General features: G+C 64.9%; 16 protein-coding genes. 14 read left to right on the forward strand and 2 right to left on the reverse strand.

Going from position 1 to position 19,661, the window contains the following annotated elements; translation table 11 throughout:
• Positions 1–141: 141 nt before the first annotated feature.
• The 3 genes from ACVJGD_RS36365 (at position 142) to ACVJGD_RS36375 (ending at position 2,304) form a co-directional block, all read left to right on the forward strand.
• Positions 142–381 carry a hypothetical protein gene (locus ACVJGD_RS36365; protein WP_456638713.1) on the forward strand — a complete coding sequence of 80 codons (240 nt, stop codon included), beginning with the start codon at positions 142–144 and terminating at the stop codon, positions 379–381.
• Positions 382–477: 96 nt separating this feature from the next.
• Positions 478–1,641, forward strand: a complete 1,164-nt coding sequence (locus tag ACVJGD_RS36370) for a winged helix-turn-helix domain-containing protein (RefSeq protein ID WP_456638714.1) — start codon at positions 478–480, stop codon at positions 1,639–1,641.
• Positions 1,642–1,914: 273 nt separating this feature from the next.
• Complete coding sequence (locus ACVJGD_RS36375) at positions 1,915–2,304, forward strand: hypothetical protein (protein WP_456638715.1); 390 nt, start codon at positions 1,915–1,917, stop codon at positions 2,302–2,304.
• Positions 2,305–2,415: 111 nt separating this feature from the next.
• Here the strand turns inward: ACVJGD_RS36375 and ACVJGD_RS36380 are convergent, their stop codons facing one another.
• Complete coding sequence (locus tag ACVJGD_RS36380; protein WP_456638716.1) at positions 2,416–2,805, reverse strand: ribosomal maturation YjgA family protein; 390 nt, start codon at positions 2,803–2,805, stop codon at positions 2,416–2,418.
• A gap of 180 nt (positions 2,806–2,985) precedes the next feature.
• Between ACVJGD_RS36380 and ACVJGD_RS36385 the strand changes: the two genes are divergently transcribed.
• The 5 genes from ACVJGD_RS36385 (at position 2,986) to ACVJGD_RS36405 (ending at position 10,134) form a co-directional block, all read left to right on the forward strand.
• Positions 2,986–4,311, forward strand: coding sequence for an MFS transporter (locus ACVJGD_RS36385; RefSeq protein ID WP_456638717.1), 1,326 nt, complete (start codon positions 2,986–2,988; stop codon positions 4,309–4,311).
• Between the two features lie 138 nt (positions 4,312–4,449).
• Positions 4,450–5,556, forward strand: coding sequence for an efflux RND transporter periplasmic adaptor subunit (locus ACVJGD_RS36390; protein ID WP_456638718.1), 1,107 nt, complete (start codon positions 4,450–4,452; stop codon positions 5,554–5,556).
• Positions 5,557–5,595: 39 nt separating this feature from the next.
• Positions 5,596–8,736, forward strand: coding sequence for an efflux RND transporter permease subunit (locus tag ACVJGD_RS36395; RefSeq protein ID WP_456638719.1), 3,141 nt, complete (start codon positions 5,596–5,598; stop codon positions 8,734–8,736).
• A 33-nt stretch (positions 8,737–8,769) separates the two neighbouring features.
• Complete coding sequence (locus ACVJGD_RS36400) at positions 8,770–9,378, forward strand: TetR/AcrR family transcriptional regulator (RefSeq protein WP_456638720.1); 609 nt, start codon at positions 8,770–8,772, stop codon at positions 9,376–9,378.
• A gap of 132 nt (positions 9,379–9,510) precedes the next feature.
• Positions 9,511–10,134: a flavin reductase family protein gene (locus ACVJGD_RS36405; RefSeq protein ID WP_456640486.1), complete on the forward strand. Its 624-nt coding sequence runs from the start codon at positions 9,511–9,513 to the stop codon at positions 10,132–10,134.
• A 424-nt stretch (positions 10,135–10,558) separates the two neighbouring features.
• On the opposite strand, the gene ACVJGD_RS36410 is transcribed toward ACVJGD_RS36405, so the two are convergent.
• The gene (locus ACVJGD_RS36410) at positions 10,559–11,734 is read right to left on the reverse strand and encodes an IS110 family RNA-guided transposase (RefSeq protein ID WP_456632918.1); all 1,176 of its coding nucleotides are present in this window, start codon (positions 11,732–11,734) and stop codon (positions 10,559–10,561) included.
• 220 nt (positions 11,735–11,954) lie between these two features.
• On the opposite strand from ACVJGD_RS36410, the gene ACVJGD_RS36415 reads away from it, so the two are divergent.
• From ACVJGD_RS36415 to ACVJGD_RS36440, 6 genes are all read left to right on the forward strand, one after another.
• Entirely contained in the window at positions 11,955–14,222 is a 2,268-nt protein-coding gene (locus ACVJGD_RS36415; protein ID WP_456638721.1) for an acyl-CoA dehydrogenase, read from the forward strand.
• On the forward strand, positions 14,222–15,505 hold the full coding sequence (locus ACVJGD_RS36420; protein WP_456638722.1) for an acetyl-CoA C-acetyltransferase: 1,284 nt from the start codon (positions 14,222–14,224) through the stop codon (positions 15,503–15,505). The genes ACVJGD_RS36415 and ACVJGD_RS36420 overlap by 1 nt, the downstream gene beginning before the upstream one ends.
• A 2-nt stretch (positions 15,506–15,507) precedes the next feature.
• Positions 15,508–17,598, forward strand: coding sequence for a 3-hydroxyacyl-CoA dehydrogenase NAD-binding domain-containing protein (locus tag ACVJGD_RS36425; protein ID WP_456638723.1), 2,091 nt, complete (start codon positions 15,508–15,510; stop codon positions 17,596–17,598).
• Positions 17,595–18,017 (forward strand): acyl-CoA thioesterase, encoded by a 423-nt coding sequence (locus tag ACVJGD_RS36430; protein WP_456638724.1) that lies wholly within the window; start codon positions 17,595–17,597, stop codon positions 18,015–18,017. The genes ACVJGD_RS36425 and ACVJGD_RS36430 overlap by 4 nt, the downstream gene beginning before the upstream one ends.
• Positions 18,018–18,226: 209 nt before the next feature.
• The gene (locus tag ACVJGD_RS36435) at positions 18,227–18,418 is read left to right on the forward strand and encodes a hypothetical protein (RefSeq protein WP_456640487.1); all 192 of its coding nucleotides are present in this window, start codon (positions 18,227–18,229) and stop codon (positions 18,416–18,418) included.
• Between the two features lie 237 nt (positions 18,419–18,655).
• Complete coding sequence (locus tag ACVJGD_RS36440) at positions 18,656–19,486, forward strand: DeoR/GlpR family DNA-binding transcription regulator (protein WP_456638725.1); 831 nt, start codon at positions 18,656–18,658, stop codon at positions 19,484–19,486.
• Positions 19,487–19,661: the final 175 nt, after the last annotated feature.

Genomic DNA, 19,661 nt, shown 5'->3' on the forward strand with positions numbered 1-19,661 from the left:
CGACCGCTGGTCGCAGCTCGCCCTTGCTTCATCCCATTGCAATACAGGAAAAATAATTTTGCGCCGGAAACGCGGCCGCGAGCCAATGCGCATCGTGTTGGCCGGTGTCACGCCGGTTTCATTCCAAGGGAGTTTTTTCCAATGCAACGATTGATCCTGGCTGCCGCGTTCTCGGCTGTCGCGTTCGCGCCTGCTCTCGCCAAGCCGATGGCCTGCACCACGGAGAACATGGCCAAGTCGACAGCCTCGATGAACACGATGCCGGAAGGGCCCGGCAAGGCGGCGATGGCGAAGGGTATGAGCAAGGCCAATAGCGAGATGAGTAAGGGCAACATGCGCGGCGCCTGCAAGCACTACCTGGAGGCCCAGGCGGCCAAGTAATCTTTCAAGACCGGTTTACCGCTTTGGCCGCGCCGACTGGCGCGGCCTTTTCCTTGGTTGTGCCCTTGCGATCAGAATCCCGCTACATTGCGGGCGATGCCCCGCCCGATTCTGTCCCACCCCCTGAGCAGGACCGACGCCCGCCGTATCTGGCTGCGCGCCCAAAGGCTCGACACGCCCGTGCCGTTCGGCGACGGACCCGCCGCAGTCGCCGCCGCGGTCGAGCAGCTCGGCTATGTGCAGATCGACACCATCAATGTGATCGAGCGCGCCCACCATCACATCCTCTACAGCCGCATTCCCGACTACCGCCGCGCCGATCTCCGCCACGCCCAGAGCGTCGACAGGAGCGTGTTCGAATACTGGACCCACGCCCTGTCTTATGTGCCGGCCGGGGATCTGCGCTTCTTTCTGCCGGCGATGCGGCAGCACCGGCGCGAGGGCCACAAATGGTTCAATTCGGTCACGCCCGCCGACATGCGCAAGGTGATGCGCCTGATCCGCCAGGGACCGCTCACGATCCGTGACATCGACGACGACGTGCTGGTGGACAAGGAGCATCTCTGGCAGAGCCGCAAGCCGTCGAAGCGCGCGCTGCAGCTCGCCTTTTATACCGGCGTGCTCACGATCAGCGAGCGCAACGGCATGCTGAAGACCTACGACCTGACGGCGCGGCATTTCGGCTGGGACAAGCCGCCGAAGCCGGCCTCGGCGCGGGAGATCACCGCCTATCTGCTCGACCGCGCGCTGCGTTCGCAGGGCGTCGTCAGCCTGGATTCGATCTGCCATCTCGATGCGCCCAGCAAGAAGCCGGTGCGGCGCCTGATCGAAACGCGCCTGCGGCGAGGGGAACTGGTGCCGGTCGCGCTTGAAGGCGCCGGCAAGCAGGAGCATTGGGCGCGCCCAGAGGCGCTGCAGCCGGCGGGCGAAGGCGATCCCGCCCTGGTGCACATCCTTTCGCCGTTCGATCCGCTCATCATCCAGCGCAAGCGTACCGAACTGTTTTTCGGCTATGGCCACCGCTTCGAGGCCTATGTGCCCAAGGAAAAGCGCCTGTTCGGCTATTTTGCGCTGCCAGTCCTGGTCGGCGACGAGATCGTCGCCGCCATCGACCTGAAGACAGACCGGCCAAACAAGAAGCTCCTGATGCAGAAATGGAGCTGGGTCGGCAACGGCGCCAAGCGAGGGGCCCGCAAGGCGCTCAAGCCCCGCATCGAGGAAGCACTGCATCGCTTCGAACGCTTCCAGCTCGCCAACTGAGGACGCGCAGAGCCATTGGTTCGCGATCACGAATGGATTCCGTTCGCCACTTTCTCCGCTGTCATTCCGGGATGCGCCGCGAGGCGCAGGCCGGAATCCATTGTGCCACGTGCGCCGGCGGAGCCATGGATTCTGGGCTCGATGCTGTGCATCGCCCCGGAATGACGACGGCGAGTAGCTAACCAATCCGCCCTGCACGACTTTGAGTTTCAGATCAGGAACCGGCAGCCTTCCGGCCGGTTAGTTTGTTGCGACTAATTTCAGGGAGGCATTATGGGCAAGGATAAATCGATTCTCGACAAGATCACGGATACGGTGAAGGGCGTCGCCAGCACCGCGAGCGACGCATTGAAGCCGGATGAAGCGACGACGAAAGCCGACCAGCGCACGGCGACCTATGTCCCGCTCGCCGCCGACGGCCTCGTCTCCGATCCGATGGTGCCGCCGGTGGCAATGGCCCCGCCGCGCAAGCGGCGTGCCGCACCGAAGGCGGCGGCGGGCGGCGCAAGACGGACGGCGGCCGCGGCAAAGAAGGCCGCGCGGAAAAGGTCGGCCAGCAAGGCCGGCAAGAAATCCGCCAAGAAGCGCTCGGCCCGGGCGGCCAAGAAGACCGCGAAGAAGACCAGGAAGGCCGTAAAAAAGATGCGCAAGGCACGGCGGTAGGCTTCAACTGTGGCCGTCATGCCCCGCGCAGGCGGGGCATGACGGCAGCAGTGATTGAGCCGAAAGGCTGCGGTTTACTGGATCGTCCGCCTTCGCGGACGATGACGGCAGCTATTTGTTCTTGGCGAAAGCTGATATCGCAGAGCGATCCAGCGCCACCCCAAGCAAAATCCCCGCCGCATAGGCGACGATATTCCACAGCGAGAAGATGCGGCCGAGCAACAGCGCGCCTGCGGTCGTCAGCCTGAAGGCGTCGAGCCACGGCGTATGCACCAGCCGAAACAACTCCACGCCCACCGCGATCGCAATCGCGATCAACGCCACCGTCCGCCGTGACCATCCCGCCGCGGCGGTCGCGACCAGGAAGAACACCATCGTCCCCCACAACAGCGAGCCGCCATACTTGACGACGAACGCCGGAAGCCCTGCGCGCAAGCCGAACCCGCGCAGCGCCAGCCCGGCGATGATGATCGAAAGACAAAGCGAGATGCGGGTAATCATGATCGAGATTCGTGGGACATCGATCTAAAGCCCGGCCCGCGGCCAGGCGCAAGCTCGCACCTGCGGCCCTGCGCTTCGCGCGACCTGCGCATGAGCCCTTGTCACAATTCCGATTGACACCGTGCGTCCGATGCTCAAAACCCCCTCGCAACAGCAATAACAGCCCTCGGGGGGACACCCATGAGCCAGACCGCCACCGTCGCTTCCGCCATGAGCGCGAGAAGCGAGATCGAGACCTCGACCATCCGCGCCATCTCGGCGCGCCTGATCCCGTTCCTGGTGCTGGCCTACTTCTTCTCCTATCTTGACCGCGTCAATCTCAGCTTCGCCGCGCTGACCATGAATGCGGACCTGAAGTTCTCGCCGCTGGTTTTCGCCTGGGGCGCCGGCATCTTCTTCATCGGCTATTTCATCTTCGAGGTGCCGAGCAATCTCGCGCTGGAGAAATTCGGCGCCAGCCGCTGGATCGCCCGCATCATGGTGACCTGGGGCGTGATCTCGGCACTGATGGCGACCGTCAGCGGCGAAACGAGCTTTCTTGTGCTGCGCTTCCTGCTCGGCGTGGCGGAGGCCGGCTTCTTCCCCGGCATCATCCTTTATCTGACCTATTGGTATCCGGCCGAATACCGCGCGCGCTTCCTCGCCGCCTTCGCCATCGCCGTTCCCGTCTCCACCGTGATCGGCGCGCCGATCTCCGGGCTCCTGCTCGGGCTTGACGGTGTGATGGGCCTGAAGGGCTGGCAGTGGCTGTTCATCATCGAGGGCATCCCCTCGGTGCTGCTCGGCATCGTCACCTGGTTCTATCTCACCGACAGACCGGAGAAGGCGAACTGGCTGACCGCGGAGCAGAAGGCGTGGCTCAAGGCAAAGCTTGACGCCGAGGCCGCGGCCAAGCAGGCGGTCAGGCATGTCACGCTCGGCGAGGCACTGTCCTCGTCCAGAGTGATCGCGCTGAGCCTGATCTATTTCGGGTTCGTCGGCGCGCTCTATGGCATGCAGTTCTGGCTGCCGCAGATCGTGAAAGCCTTCGGCCTCACCAACGCGCAGACCGGTTTCGTCACCGCGATCCCCTATCTGTTCGGCACCATCGCGATGGTGCTGTGGGCGCGGCACTCCGACGCCAGCCGGGAGCGCGTCGCCCATGTCGGCGGGCCGCTATTGCTCACGGCGCTTGCGCTCGGCGTCTCCAGCTACCTTACTGATCCCACCATCACCATGGTCGTGCTGACGATCGCCGCGATCGGCATCTTCTGCACCTTCGCGGTGTTCTGGACGCTGCCGACCGCCTGGCTCTCCGGCACCGCGGCAGCCGGCGCGATCGCACTGATCAACTCGATCGGCAACCTCGCCGGCTTCGGCGGGCCTTACCTGATCGGCTGGGTCAAGGACGCCACCGGCAACACGTCGACCGGCCTGCTGGTGCTGTCGCTGCTGCCGCTCGCCGCCGGCCTCCTCGTCTTCCTCGGCGGCCACGAGACCAAGACCGAATTCGCCAGCGCGAAGTAACCCATCCCTGGCCCCTCCGACCCATGACGCGCCGTCAATCCCGGCCAGCTTCACGAATTGGTGTTTACTGACGATTATTGACATTCGTCAGTGATCAATCAATACTCTTCATCAGACATCAGCCCGATGGAGAGACCGATGTTCGCCCGTTCGATTTTCGCAAATTATTACAAGCTTTTAGCTGGCGCATTGCTGGCGCTGGCGGCGATTTCGCTGGCCGGCTGCAACGAAACGGTTGCCGAGAAAGCCGATCCAGGGCGTCCGGTTCTGGTCTCCATGGTGCATTATGAGGCCGAAACCCCGGAGCGCAGCTTTGTCGGCACGATCAGGCCGCGCATCGAGAGCGACATGGGCTTTCGGGTCGCCGGCAAGGTCGCAAAGCGCCTCGTCGAAGTCGGCCAGACCGTCGATATCGGCCAGCCGCTCGCCACCCTCGATGAAGTCGATCTGAAACTGCAGGCCGAGCAGGCCGAGGCCGAACTGCGCGCCGCCACCGGCGTGCTGGCGCAGGCTGCGGCCGCCGAGCAACGCGCTAAGGATCTGCGGGCCAAGGGCTGGACCACGGATGCGCAGATGGACCAGGCGCATGCGGCTGCCGACGAGGCGCGTGCCCGCCTCAACCGCGCCGAACGCTCGGTCGAACTGACCAGGAACTCTCTTTCCTATGCGACGCTCGTCGCCGACACCCGCGGCGTCGTCACCTCGACCCTGATCGAGCCCGGCCAGGTCGTGGCCGCCGGCCAGACCTCGATCCGCGTGGCACGGCTCGGCGAAAAGGAGGCGGTGGTCGCTATCCCTGAGACCTTGCTCGGCCGCGCCAAGACCGGCGTTGCCACCGTGACGCTGTGGTCGGAGGCGGGCAAGAAGTACGCCGCAAAGCTGCGTGAGGTCGCGCCCTCGGCCGATCCCGCCACCCGCACCTATCTCGCAAAGTTCTCGCTGCCCGAGGCCGGCGACGACGTTTCGCTCGGCATGACCGCGACGCTGACGCTCGCCGATGCCGAGACCGAGCGCGTGGCAAAGCTGCCGCTGTCGGCGCTGTACAGCCAGGGTGGCGAGCCCTCGCTCTACGTCGTGGGCGACGCCGGCGAGATCTCGCTGAAGCCGGTCAAGGTGAAGGCCTACGAAAGCAATTGCGTCGTGATCGCTGGCGGCGTGGAGGAGGGCGCGAAAGTGGTGGCGCTCGGGGTCCAGAAGCTCGACCCGGCCCAGAAGGTCCGCGTCGTCGCGTCGCTGTCGTTCTGATCCGTCGGCCGCAAACGGTTTTGGATATTGGAGGGTGACATGAAGCGCTTCAATCTGTCGGGCTGGGCGGTCAGCCATCCGACCCTGATCCTGTTCCTGATGATCGCGCTCGCCGCCGCCGGCTTCTTCTCCTATGAGCGCCTCGGCCGCGCCGAGGATCCGTTCTTCACGGTGAAGGTGGTCAACGTCTCCGTGATGTGGCCCGGTGCGACCGCAAACGAGATGCAGACCCAGGTCGCCGACCCCATCGAGAAGAAGCTGCAGGAACTGCCGTACTTCGAGAAGGTGCAGACTTATTCGAAGCCGGCCTTCGTGGCGATGCAGGTGACATTCCGCGATTCGACGCCGCCGAAGGACGTGCCCTATCTCTTCTACCTCCTGCGCAAGAAGCTGGTCGACGTGCAGGGCCAGTTGCCGCAAGGAATCCTCGGTCCCGTCGTCAATGACGAGTTCTCCGACGTCGATTCCATCCTCTACATGATGACTGGCGACGGCGCCGACTACGCACAACTGAAGAAGGCGGCCGAAGGCTTCCGCCAGCGGCTCCTGCGGGTGTCGGGGGTGACCAAGGTCGACCTCTACGGCACCCAGGATGAGCGCATCTTCGTCGAGTTCTCCCACGCCAAGCTCGCCACGCTCGGCATCACCCCGCAGGCGCTGTTCGACTCGCTCGCCAAGCAGAACAACGTGACCCCGGCCGGCACGGTCGAGACGTCCTCGCAGCGCGTGCCGCTGCGCGTCACCGGCGCGCTCGACGGCGCGAAGGCGGTGGCCGAGACCCCGGTCGAAAGCAATGGCCGCGTGTTCCGCCTGGGCGATATCGCAACCGTCACCCACGGCTTCGTCGATCCGCCGACTTTCACTGTGCGCCAGGAGGGCAAGCCCGCGCTGGGCATCGGCGTGGTCACGGCCAAGGGCGCCAACATCCTTGAGCTCGGCAAGGAGGTCGAGAAGGCGACCGCCGAATTCATGAAGGCGGTGCCGCAGGGTATCGATGTCGAGCAGATCGCCGACCAGCCCAAGGTGGTCGAGCACGCCGTCGGCGAGTTCGTGCACTCCTTCGTCGAGGCGCTGGCGATCGTGCTGTTCGTCTCCTTCCTCGCGCTTGGCTGGCGCACCGGCATCGTGGTGGCGCTGTCGGTGCCGCTGGTGCTGGCGATCGTCTTCATCGTCATGAACACGATGTCGCTCGACCTGCACCGCATCACGCTCGGCGCGCTGATCATCGCGCTCGGCCTCTTGGTCGACGACGCCATCATCGCGGTCGAGATGATGGTGGTGAAGATGGAGCAGGGCTGGGACCGCATGCGCGCCGCATCGTTCGCCTGGGAATCCACGGCGTTTCCGATGCTGACGGGCACGCTGGTGACCGCGGCCGGCTTCCTGCCGATCGGCTTTGCCAATTCGGCAGTCGGCGAATATGCCGGCGGCATCTTCTGGATCGTCGCGATCGCGCTGGTCGCCTCCTGGTTCGTCGCGGTGATCTTCACGCCCTATATCGGCGTGAAGCTCCTGCCCAACATCAAGGTGCACCACAACCACGATCCGCATGCGATCTACGAGACCCGGATGTACCGCGGCCTGCGCGCGGTGGTGCAGTGGTGCGTCAACCACCGTATCAAGGTGGTGGCGGCGACTGTCGGCGTGTTCGTCGCCTCGATCGTCGCCTTCGGCCACGTCCAGCAGCAGTTCTTCCCGCTCTCCGAGCGCCCCGAGCTGTTCCTGCAGCTTCGCCTGCCGGAAGGCACCGCCTTCAACGTGACCGAGAAGGCCGTCAAGAAGGCCGAAGACCTCCTGAAGGGCGACAAGGATATTGCGACCTACACCGCCTATGTCGGCCAGGGCTCGCCGCGCTTCTGGCTCGGCCTCAACCCGCAGCTTCCGAACGAGGCTTTTGCGGAGATCGTGATCCTGTCCAAGGACGTCGAGGCGCGCGAGCGCATCAAGGCCAAGATCGAGAACGCGGCCGCCAACGGCGCGCTGAACGAGGCGCGCGTGCGCGTCGACCGTTTCAATTTCGGCCCGCCGGTCGGCTTCCCCGTTCAGTTCCGCGTGATCGGTCCCGACGCCCAGAAGGTGCGCGACATCGCCTACCAGGTGCGCGACATCATGCGGCAGAACCCGAACGTCAAGGATGTGCAGCTCGACTGGAACGAGCAGTCGCCCTACCTGAAGCTCGTCGTCGACCAGGACCGCGCCCGCGCGCTCGGCCTGACCCCGCAGGAGGTCTCGCAGGCGCTGTCGATGCTGATCTCGGGTGCGCCGGTCACGACCATCCGCGACGGCATCGAGAAGGTCGGCGTGGTCGCCCGCGCCGTGCCCTCCGAGCGGCTCGATCTGGGGCGTGTCGGCGATCTCACGATCACCTCACGCAACGGTGTCGCCGTCCCGCTTCAGCAGATCGCAAAAATCGAGTATGCGCATGAGGAGCCGATCCTGTGGCGGCGCAATCGCGACATGGCGATCACGGTGCGCTCCGACGTCGTCGACGGCGTGCAGGCACCCGATGTGACCAACCAGATCTCGCCCAAACTCAAGGAGATCCAGAACCATCTCGAGCCGGCCTACCGGATCGAGCCGGGCGGCGCGTTCGAGGAATCGGCCAAGGGCAATGCGTCGATCTTCGTGCTCTTCCCGCTCATGGTGCTGGTGATGCTGACGCTGCTGATGATCCAGCTACAGAGCTTCTCGCGCCTGACCCTGGTGTTCCTGACGGCGCCGCTCGGCATCGTCGGTGCCTCACTGGGGCTCAACGTCGCCAACCAGCCGTTCGGCTTCGTGGCGCTGCTCGGCCTGATCGCGCTCGCGGGCATGATCATGCGCAACACCGTGATCCTGGTCGACCAGATCGAGACCGACGTCGCCCACGGCCTGACCCGCAAGGAGGCGATCGTGGAGGCCACCGTCCGCCGCGCCCGCCCGGTGGTGCTGACCGCGCTCGCCGCGATCCTGGCGATGATCCCGCTGTCGCGCTCGGCGTTCTGGGGCCCGATGGCGATCACCATCATGGGCGGCCTGTTCGTCGCGACCTTCCTGACGCTCTTGTACCTGCCGGGCCTTTATGCCCTATGGTTCCGCAAGAGCCTGGAGGAGAGCGGCACGCCTGAGAAAGCCGCTTCGGCGGCGCAGCATGACGGCAATGCGCGTCCGGCAATTCCGCTTGCTGAGGCCGCTGAATAGTTGAACAGTGAACACTTAAGTGAGTCCTCGCAGATGACGCTGGTTTCGGAACATATCGAGAGCGACACCCGGGAGCGGATTCTCGTGGTGGCCGAACGGCTGTTCCGCCAGATCGGCTACCAGAAGACCACGGTCGCCGACATCGCCAAGGAGCTCCGGATGAGCCCCGCCAACGTGTATCGCTTCTTCGATTCGAAGAAGTCGATCCACGAAGGCGTGGCGCGGACGCTGATGGGCGAGGTCGAGGTCGAGGCGCAGCGGATCGTGCGGACGCAGGGCCCGGCGACGGCCCGCCTGCGCGATCTGATGAAGACCATCAACCGCATGAACACCGAACGCTATGTCGGCGACTCCAAGCTGCACGAGATGGTCGAGATCGCGATGCAGGAGGACTGGGACGTCTGCGTCGCCCATATGGAGATGATCGCCTCCACCATCGGCCAGGTGATCGGGCAGGGGGCGGCCTCCGGCGAATTCGACGTTCCGGACGTGCACCTCGCCTCGCTGTGCGCCTGCACAGCGATGATGCGCTTCTTCCACCCCCAGATGATCGCCCAATGCGCCACCAAGCCGGGCCCGACCATCGACCAGATGATCGATTTTGTGATCGCGGGTCTCTCGCCCCGTGGTAAAGGAAACTGACGTACTCGTCAGTTGACCACCGTCATTGCGAGCGAAGCGAAGCAATCCAATCCATGCCTCCGCGTGCGCGGAAAGATGGATTGCTTCGTCGCTTCGCTCTTCGCAATGACGCGGAACATGGGAAAGATCAGCGTGACCGCGAAAGACCTGCATTATTACGAGCCGAAGAACGGCCACGGCCTCAAGCACGATCCCTTCAACGCCATCATTGCCCCGCGCCCGATCGGCTGGATCTCCTCGCGCGACGCCAAGGGCCACATCAACCTCGCGCCGTACAGCTTCTTCAACGGTTTCTGCTACGTCCCGCCGATCATCGGCTTCTCCTCCACCTCCTGGAAGGACAGTGTCGCCAACATCCAGGAGACGAAGGAGTTCGTCTGGAATCTCGCCACCATGGACCTGGCGAAGCAGATGAACGCGACCGCCGCCCACGTCGCCCACGGCGTCAGCGAGTTCACCATCGCCGGCTTGACGGCGGCCCCCAGCAAGATCGTCAACGTGCCGCGGGTGGCCGAAAGCCCGGTCGCCTTCGAGTGCAAGCTGACCCAGATCGTCCAGCTTGAGGGCGCCAATGGCAAGAAGGCGGAAGCCTGGCTCACGCTCGGGGAAGTCGTCGCCGTCCACATCGACAAGGCCATGATCAAGGACGGCGTCTATCAGACCGCCGCCGCCCGCCCCATCGTCCGCGCCGGCCGGAGAGGCGACTATTTCGAAATCCGGCCCGAGAACATGTTCGAGATGGTCCGCCCGGATTAGTTCTGGCGCCGTAGGGTGGGCAAAGGCGCAGCCGTGCCCACCATCAACACTCCGCCCGGAATGGTGGGCACGCTACGCTTTGCCCACCCTCATATGGGGCTTTGTGAGTCAAGGCTCTTGAACCGGTGCGGGTTGGGTTTTTGCAGTGAGAGGGCGGCGCGCGGAGCCATGCGTAGCGCAGCGCGACGACCGGGCCCCGGGCGAGGATTGGCTTCCGAAGATTTCTGCAGCTCACTGCATCACCTCATATCCGGTCGGATCGGCTGATCCGTACCCACATTCCGCATGCTTGCGGCGAGGAAGCCAAGAGGATGAGACCCATCTACAAAGCGGCCTGGTTGGGCCCCTGGGTGGCACGGTCATCATCCATCCTGTACGGGGCGCGCGGCGCGGAGCCGCCTCGCCCTGGTGGCGTGGTCCGGTGCTAGGCCTTCATCACGGCCTGCTCCGGAACAAGGCCGGTGGTGAGATAGCGCCACAGCGCCACGATCAGCTTGCGCGCCAGCGCGACGATGGCGATGCGCTTGGCGCGCTTGCCGGCGTTTTCGGTGCGGGTGCGGAACCAGCGGCTGAGCGCGCTGTCCGGCTGATGGCGCAGCCAGAGCCAGGCCAGTTCGATCGTCTTGTGGCGGGCGCGCCGGTTGCCGGCCTTGCTGATCCCCTGCTCGCGATCGATGCTGCCGCTTTGCCAGGGACTGGGCGCCAATCCGCAATAGCTGGCGACCTCGCGCCGGTTGCGGAAGTCCTTGTAGAACACCTCGTTCACCAGCGTCGCGGCAAACGCCGGGCCGAGCGCCTTGAGCTGCTGCAACTGATCCCGTCGCTTCGCCATCGGCGCCGGCGCCGCGGCGGCTTCCGCCGCGACTTCTGCCGCGACTTCTGTAGCGACTTGGGCCTGCTCCAGCGCCTTGAGCTGGTCGCGCACCAGCATCAGCCGGGCATGCTCGCGCTTCACTTCGGCCAGAAGCTGCGGCGGCAGCGGCTGCCCTTGCCAGTCCCGCTGCTGCTCCAGCCAGGCGAGCCAGGTCCGTCGTCGCAAGGTGCCGGCCGCCATGCCCAACAGGCGCAGCAGCGCCTTGATCCGGTTGGTGTGCCCCGTCTGCTCCTTCACCAGTCGTTCGCGTTCGCGGCTGGCGCGCCGGGCGTCCTCCTCGGCCACGCTCGGCACCCGGACGATCCGCACCACCCGCGGCTCGCCTCGCAAATGAGCCATCAAGGTGCGCAGCAGAAGCTCGCCATCGATCCGGTCTGTCTTCGCCCGCCGCGCCCGTTGCTCCACCGCGATGCTCGCCGGGTCGAAGATGAAGTTGGTGATCCCAGCCGCCGCGAGCAGCCGGTGCAGCCAGAAGCCGTCATAGCCAGCCTCGTAGCAGCTCACCACCCGCGGCGCCGCTCCAAGCTTCGCAGTCGCCCGGGCCTTGACCTGCTCGATCAGCGCCAGCAGCCCGGCGTGATCGCCGCCTTCCAGCTTGTGGCGCGATATCCGGTCCCGATCCGGACTGTGCAGCGTCACCAGCCACGTCTTCTGACTCAGTTCGATCGCAACGAAAATCGTGCCACAATGCCCGGCGGTGGGCGTGTTCTTGGTCAATGCTTGCATCAGACTCTCCGATGGTTCGAGTGTGGAAACCCAAACCTACCGGAAAGGGCGCGCTCACCGCCCCATGGAATCTACTCACCTCATCCGGAACTGATACCCCACGCCGGCCGTTATCTCTGCCGCGTCAATTCGCGTCAATTTGCCAGCGAAGTCTTCACTTCTGTCGGCCACTTTCCGCTAACATACGCCGGAACGCGCCGCCGATCATGAGGATACCGCCATGAGCTTCCGCCGCGACTTCATCACCAAGCCGATCTTTGGGTTCGCCCGCGGCGCGATGCCGACCATGTCGGACACCGAGCGCGAGGCGCTGGAAGCCGGCGACGTCTGGTGGGACGCCGACCTCTTTTCCGGCAATCCCGATTGGTCGAAGCTGCTCGCCTATCCGCAAGCCGAGCTGACGGATGAGGAAAAGGCCTTCCTGAGCGGCCCCGTCAACGAGCTCTGCAGGATGCTCGACGAATGGAAGATCTTCTGGGAATGGCGCGACCTGCCGCGCGAGGTCTGGGACTTCATCAAGCGCGAAAAATTCTTCGGCATGATCATCCCGAAGGAATTCGGCGGCCTCGGCTTCTCGCCTTATGCGCATTCGGAAGTGGTGCGCAAACTGTCCTCGCGCTCGCTCACCGCTGCCGTCACCGTGATGGTGCCGAACTCGCTCGGCCCCGGCGAGCTCCTGATGCGCTTCGGCACCAGGGAGCAGCAGCAGAAATGGCTGCCGCGCCTGGCCTCCGGCCACGACATCCCGTGCTTCGGCCTCACCAGCCCCGAAGCTGGCTCGGATGCGGCCTCGATGGTCGACACCGGCATCATCTGCAAGGGCAATTTCGAGGGCAACGAGACGATCGGCCTGCGGCTGAATTGGCACAAGCGCTACATCACGCTCGGCCCGGTCTCCACGTTGCTCGGCCTCGCCTTCAAGGCCTACGATCCCGATCATCTCGTCGGCAACCAGAAAGAGCTCGGCATCACGGTCGCGCTGATCCCGACCCATCTGCCTGGTGTCGAGATCGGCCACCGCCATCTGCCGGCGATGCAGGTGTTCCAGAACGGCCCGAACCGGGGCCGCGACGTCTTCATCCCGCTCGACTACATCATCGGCGGCCAAGAACGGCTCGGACAAGGCTGGAAGATGCTGATGACGGCGCTCGCCGCCGGCCGCGGCATCTCGCTGCCGTCATTGTCTGCCGCCGGCGCCGCCTATGCCGCCCGCACCACCGGCGCCTATGCCCGCATCCGCGAGCAGTTCGGCGTCTCGATCTCCAAATTCGAAGGCGTCGAGGAGCCGCTTGCCCGCATCGTCGGGACCGCCTATCTGCTTGACGCCGCGCGGCGGCTGACCTGCGCCGCGCTGAACGCCGGCCATCATCCCGCTGTCATCTCCGGCATCATGAAACTGCACGCCACCGAGCGGATGCGGATCGCGATCGACGACGCCATGGATATCCATGGCGGCAAGGCCGTGATCGACGGCCCGCAAAATTATCTCGGCAATCTGCATCGCGCGGTGCCAGTCGGCATCACCGTGGAGGGCGCCAACATCCTGACCCGCAATCTGATCGTGTTCGGTCAGGGCGCGATCCGCGCGCATCCTTATCTGCTCGATGAGATGACGGCGCTCGGCGAAACCGACCGCGCCAAGGGCTTGGACGCCTTCGACAAGGCGCTGTGGAAGCACATCGGCCACACCTTCAAGACCATGTTCCGTGCCATGGGGCGGAGCTGGACCTTCGGCCTGGTCGCGCCGGCGCCTGATGCGGGCGACGCCACGAAGTTCTACCGCCAGCTCTCACGCTACTCTTCGGCGTTTGCGATCTGCGCCGACATGGCGCTGCTCACGCTCGGCGGCGCGCTCAAGCGCAAGGAGATGCTTTCCGCCCGTTTCGGCGACATTCTCTCCGAGCTCTATCTGCTTTCCGCTGCTCTGAAGCGCTGGCAGGATGAAGGCCGGCAGAAAGAGGATTTCGCCGCGCTCGAATGGTGCATGGCGAGCGGCTTCAAGACCATCGAGAACCGCTTTGCGGAGATCCTCGCCAACCTGCCGAACCGCTTTGTGGCGGCCTTCCTGAAGCTCTTGATCCAGCCGTTCGGCGCCCGCGTGCTTGGTCCGTCCGACCGCGTGGTGCATCAATGCGCCGCGCTGGTGCTGGAGCCGTCCGCCGGGCGCGACCGCGTCACGCCCGATCTCGCTTTCGTCGAGGATGATGGCGGTGTCGCGCGCCTGGAGAAAGCCTTCCGCCTGGTCGCCGCCACCGAGGATATCGTCAGGCAGATGCGCGCCGCGCGACTGCGTGACCCGGACGAAGCCGTGACGAAGGGCGTTATCACCCAATCCGACGCCGACAAGCTGGTCGCCGCGCGCGCGGCGGTCGCCGCAGTGATCGGGGTCGACGATTTCGCGCCCGAGGCGCTGTCGCCGATTTACAGGAAAGCTGCGGACGTGCATCAGTTCTTCCAGGAATTGGGCGAGCAGAGGGCTGCGAGCTGATGGCGCGACCGGTCTTTATCGTCGACGGCAGCCGCACGCCGTTCCTGAAGGCGCGCTCCGGTCCTGGGCCGTTCACGCCGGTTGACCTTGCCGTGCAATGCGGCCGGCCGCTGCTGGCGCGGCAGCCGTTCGCGCCCGATGCCTTCGACCAGGTGATCCTCGGCTGCGTCAATGTGATTGCCGACGAGATGAACCCGGCGCGCGTCGCGGCGCTGAGACTCGGCATGGGCGAGAAGATGGTCGCCTTCACCGTGCAGATCAATTGCGGATCCGGCATGCAGTCGATCGACACCGGCTATCGCTACATCCGCGAAGGTACGGCCGACCTCATCCTCGCCGGCGGTGCCGAGGCGCTGAGCCACGCGCCGCTGGTTTGGCCCAATGCCGGCGTGCGCTGGTTCGCTGGCCTTGCCGGCGCCAAGAGCATGGGTGCGAGGATCGCTGCCTTCTTCAAGCTCCGCCCCGGCTATTTCAAGCCGATCATCGGCCTGGAGCGCGGCCTCACCGATCCCATCACCGAACTCAACATGGGGCAAACAGCCGAGGTCGTCGGCCACCTCTTCGGTATCACCCGCGCGCAGTCTGATGCCTACGCCGCCGAGAGCCACCGGCGCCTGGCGAAAGCGCAAGCCGAAGGTTGGCTGAAGGGCGAAGTCGAGACGTCGTTCTCGCGCGACGGCAAGTTCTACGATCACGACGACGGCGTCCGCCCGGACTCCACGCCGGAGACGCTGGCAAAACTGAAGCCGGTGTTCGAGCGCCCCTGGGGCCAGGTCACCGCGGGCAATTCCTCGCAGATCACCGACGGCGCTTCCTGGGTGATCCTCGCTTCCGAAGAGGCGGTGGCAAAGCACGGGCTGAAGCCGAAGGCCGTCATCCTCGACAGCCAGTGGGCCGCGCTCGATCCTGCTATCATGGGGCTCGGCCCCGTGCTGTCGGCGAGCGCGCTGCTGAAGCGCAACGAACTGACCCTGCAGGATGTCGAGACCTGGGAGTTGAACGAGGCCTTTGCCACGCAGGTGCTCGGCTGCCTTGCCGCCTGGAACGACGAGAAATTCTGCCGCGAGATCCTCGGCCTCGACGGCGCGGCGGGCCAGATCGACCATGCGAAGCTCAACGTCGATGGCGGCGCGATCAGCCTCGGCCATCCCGTGGGCACCAGCGGCAACCGCATCGTGCTGCATCTCGTCAACGCCATGCAGCGGCTCGGCAAGCGGCGCGGCATCGCCACCGAATGCATCGGCGGCGGGCAGGGCGGCGCCATGCTGATAGAGACGGTGTGATCATGGATTCTGCGATCATGAACGTCCTCGAGGGGCGCGTGCTTGAACTCGGGCCCGCGCCGGAAGCCGGTCCCTACAAGCATTTCAGGCTGACGCGCGATGGCGACGGCATCGCCTGGCTCCTGTTCGACCGCGACGGCGCCAGCGCCAACACGCTGAACGCCGAGGTGCTCGAGGAGTTCGATGCGGTGCTGGCCGCGCTCGAAAGCCAGCGCCCGACCGGCCTCGTCATCCGCTCGGCGAAGACAAGCGGCTTCATCGCCGGTGCCGATGTCAACGAATTCCGCGGCGCCAGCGATGCACGTGTGGTCGAAGCCGAGATCGGCCGGGCGCATGCGGTGATCGACCGGCTCGAAGCGATGCGCGTGCCGACGGTCGCCGTGATCCACGGCTTCTGCCTCGGCGGCGGCCTCGAAGTCGCGCTGGCCTGCCAGTCGCGCATCGCCATTGATGGCGCGCGGTTCGGCTTCCCCGAAGTGATGCTCGGCCTGCATCCCGGTCTCGGCGGCACCGTGCGCTTCACGCAGCTCGTCAATCCGATGCAGGCGATGAGCTTGATGCTGACGGGCAAGACCATCGATGCGCGCCGCGCCAAATCGCTCGGCCTCGTCGATGCGATCACGCAGGAACGCCATGTCAGGAACGCGGTGAAGGACGCGGTGTTCGGCCGCCTGAAGCGGACCAGGCCCGGGTCGCTCAACACGCTTCTGAACTTCGGCCCGGTGCGCGGCTTTCTCGCCTCCCGCATGCGCAGCGAGGCCGCCAAGGCCGCGCCACAGGCGCATTATCCCGCGCCCTACGCGCTGATCGACCTTTGGGAAAAGTACGGCAGCGAGAAGTCGGCGATGCTCACGGCCGAAAAACGTTCCTTTGCCGAATTGATGGTGACGCCGACGGCGCAGAATTTGATCCGCGTCTTCTTCCTGCGCGAGCAGATGAAGAAGCTCGCAGGAGGCGGCAGCGGAATCGCGCATGTCCACGTCATAGGCGCCGGCGCGATGGGTGGCGATATCGCCGCCTGGTGCGCAGGGCAGGATTTGCGCGTCACGCTATCGGACATGAAGCCGGAACCGATCGCGGGCGCGATCAAACGCGCCGATGATCTCTACAAGAAGATCATTCGCAAGCGCACGGATGTGCGCGACGCGCTCGATCGGCTGATCCCGGATATGGACGGCGAGGGCGTGCGCAACGCCGACCTCATCATCGAGGCGGTGCCGGAAAAGCTCGAGCTGAAGCAGAAGGTCTATGCCGGCATCGAGCCGAAGATGAAGCCGGGCGCGATCTTGGCGACCAACACCTCCAGCATCCCGCTGCAGGATCTGCGCGCGACGCTGGAGAAGCCCGCGCGCCTGCTCGGCCTGCACTTCTTCAATCCGGTCTCGCGGCTGCAGCTCGTCGAGGTCGTCAGCCATGACGGCACCGACGCCGAACTGTTGAAGCAGGCGCTGGCCTTTGTTGGCGCGATCGACCGCCTGCCATTGCCGGTGAAGAGCTCGCCCGGCTTCCTCGTCAACCGCGCGCTGACGCCCTACATGCTGGAAGCGATGCTGCTGCTGGATGAGAAGGTCGATAAATCAGTCATCGATGCGGCGGCGAAGAAGTTCGGCATGCCGATGGGACCGATCGAGCTTGCGGACCAGGTCGGCCTCGACATCTGCCTCGACGTCGGCGACATGCTGCGCTCGAAATTCGGCGACCTCTTGCCGCCGACGCCGGCGTGGCTGCGCGAGAAGGTTGCCAAGGGCGAGCTCGGCCGCAAGACCGGCAAGGGATTCTATCTCTGGAAGGACGGCAAGCGGGAGAAAACAGCTCCGGCGCTGGCTAGCGAGCCGACACAGGAAATGATCGATCGTCTGGTGCTGCCGATGTCGAACGTCTGCGTCGCGTCCTTGCGTGAAGGCATCGTCGACAATGCCGACGTGGTCGACGGCGCCATGATCTTCGGCACCGGCTATGCGCCGTTCCGTGGCGGCCCGCTGAATTACGCGCGCACGCGCGGCGTCGAGAACGTGGTATCGACGTTGCAGGCGCTTGCGCAAAAATTTGGCGATCGCTTCGCGCCCGACGCCGGCTGGGAGAGTTTCAAGTGACTGACACCACCGTGCCATTGTCAGAAAACGAACCGCGCGGCGATCTCTGCATCCGCACGCTGGCGATGCCGGCGGATACCAACGCCAATGGCGACATCTTCGGCGGCTGGTTGCTGAGCCAGATGGATCTCGGCGGCGGCGTGTTCGCCTCGAAGGTCGCGGGATCGCGCACGGTGACGGTCGCGATCGAAGCGATGAATTTCCGCAAGGCCGTCTATGTCGGCGATCTCGTCTCCGTGCACGCCAACCTTGTGCGGATCGGCCGCACCTCGATCACCGTCCATCTCGAAGCCTGGGTGCTGCGACGGAAAGAACGGCAATCGATCCTGGTCACCGACGGCAATTTTACCTACGTCTCAATCGACGACCACGGCAACCCGCAGCCGATCACGCGCGACGGCAGCGCGATTGCGACGTAACCAAGACGTCTCATCGCTTACACACGATTGTTATTGGCCGCTCGTATCCCACACCTCGCGAGAGCAGGTGATTCGGTGTTCGGGAATGCGGCGATATCAGGACAATTCGCCGCGCCGGCCATCGCTTTTCGCGGGACGTAGCGGCGATGAAAGCAGGAACAATCAGGCTCTCATCCCGTTATTGGCCCGCACTTCAATTGGGACTGGGAATGTCTGATACCTACATTATCGAAGTCGGCTCCAATCCGGCCGGAATCGTCGTACGCGATGAGCGTGGTTATCGCTTCTTTGCGGCCACTCATCAATTCAACCGGCTGGAAGGTCAGATCTTCCGCAACGCCCGCGAAGCCGAACGCGCTGCACGCCGCCTCGCCGACGGTGATCTGAAGCTGGCATCATAGATTCCACCATCTCCCATGTCGTCCCGGGCTTGACCCGGGACCCATAACCCCAGGGAGTTGTGAGGAACGCGGATGTACTCCGGCCGCCCGCAACAACGAACGCCTGTGGTTATGGGTCCCGGCTCAAGGCCGGGACGACGCCGCGAAGACGATGATGCTTGAATCGGCCACGATCTCCCGCGTTGACCCCGACGCCAAACCGCCGCACGATAGGGCGTTCCACGCTCAAGGTGTACCGTGCCCGTTTTGACTCATCGCCAGAGCGAAATCCTTAACCTCGCGCGCGCCTTCGGCCGCGTCATGGTGGAGGATCTTGCCAAACGCTTCGAGGTCTCCGCGCAGACCATCCGCAAGGATCTCAACGATCTCTGCGACCGGCGTTCGCTGACGCGCATCCATGGCGGCGCCATCATCGCATCCGGCGTGGAAAATCTTGCCTACGAGGCGCGCCGCTTCGTCGCCGCCGAAGAGAAAAAGGCGATCGGGGCCGCGGCCGCGGCGCTCATTCCGAACGGCTGCTCGCTCTTCATCAACATCGGCACCACGACCGAGGAGGTCGCGAGCGCGCTGACCTCGCATGAGGGTCTGCTCGTCATCACCAACAACCTCAATGTCGCGATGCTGCTGTATCGTCATCCCCGCATCGAGGTGGTGGTGGCGGGCGGCGCCGTGCGGCGCGCCGACGGCGCCGTGGTCGGCTCGACCGCGACACAATTGATCGGCCAGTTCAAGGTCGACTACGCCATCATCGGCGCGTCGGCGATCGACGAGGAAGGCGCGCTGCTCGACTTCGACTACCGCGAAGTCCAGGTCGCGCAGGCGATCATCGCCAACGCCCGCAACGTGATGCTGGTGGCGGACTCAACAAAACTCCGCCGCAGCGCCCCGGTCCGCATTGCCCATATCAGCCAGATCCAGACCTTCATCACCGACACCGCATTGCCGGCCGGTCTCGCCAACATCTGCCACACGCGCGGCATCGAGGTCGTCGCGGCGATGGACAAGCCAGCCGCCGATATCGACGACACCGCGACAGAGCCCGCGCCGGTGACGCTGCGCAGCGTCTAGCACCGCTGGTGGCCTCGCCCTTCGAGACGCCTGCTTCGCAGGCTCCTCAGGGTGAGGGGATGCGGCTGTGCTCACCCTTCCTCCGTCATTGCGAGCGAAGCGAGGCAATCCATGCTTCCGCGTGTGGAGACATGGATTGCTTCGTCGCTATCGCTCCTCGCAATGACGGTTGCAC

The organism is Bradyrhizobium sp. USDA 10063, assembly GCF_054063735.1.

Coding starts and splice junctions, on each gene's coding strand:
- ACVJGD_RS36400 (WP_456638720.1), top strand. CDS start 8,770: ATGACGCTGGTTTCGGAACATATCGAGAGCGACACCCGGGAGCGGATT.
- ACVJGD_RS36370 (WP_456638714.1), top strand. CDS start 478: ATGCCCCGCCCGATTCTGTCCCACCCCCTGAGCAGGACCGACGCCCGC.
- ACVJGD_RS36375 (WP_456638715.1), top strand. CDS start 1,915: ATGGGCAAGGATAAATCGATTCTCGACAAGATCACGGATACGGTGAAG.
- ACVJGD_RS36410 (WP_456632918.1), bottom strand. CDS start 11,734: ATGCAAGCATTGACCAAGAACACGCCCACCGCCGGGCATTGTGGCACG.
- ACVJGD_RS36435 (WP_456640487.1), top strand. CDS start 18,227: ATGTCTGATACCTACATTATCGAAGTCGGCTCCAATCCGGCCGGAATC.
- ACVJGD_RS36385 (WP_456638717.1), top strand. CDS start 2,986: ATGAGCCAGACCGCCACCGTCGCTTCCGCCATGAGCGCGAGAAGCGAG.
- ACVJGD_RS36420 (WP_456638722.1), top strand. CDS start 14,222: ATGGCGCGACCGGTCTTTATCGTCGACGGCAGCCGCACGCCGTTCCTG.
- ACVJGD_RS36390 (WP_456638718.1), top strand. CDS start 4,450: ATGTTCGCCCGTTCGATTTTCGCAAATTATTACAAGCTTTTAGCTGGC.
- ACVJGD_RS36395 (WP_456638719.1), top strand. CDS start 5,596: ATGAAGCGCTTCAATCTGTCGGGCTGGGCGGTCAGCCATCCGACCCTG.
- ACVJGD_RS36380 (WP_456638716.1), bottom strand. CDS start 2,805: ATGATTACCCGCATCTCGCTTTGTCTTTCGATCATCATCGCCGGGCTG.
- ACVJGD_RS36365 (WP_456638713.1), top strand. CDS start 142: ATGCAACGATTGATCCTGGCTGCCGCGTTCTCGGCTGTCGCGTTCGCG.
- ACVJGD_RS36425 (WP_456638723.1), top strand. CDS start 15,508: ATGGATTCTGCGATCATGAACGTCCTCGAGGGGCGCGTGCTTGAACTC.
- ACVJGD_RS36415 (WP_456638721.1), top strand. CDS start 11,955: ATGAGCTTCCGCCGCGACTTCATCACCAAGCCGATCTTTGGGTTCGCC.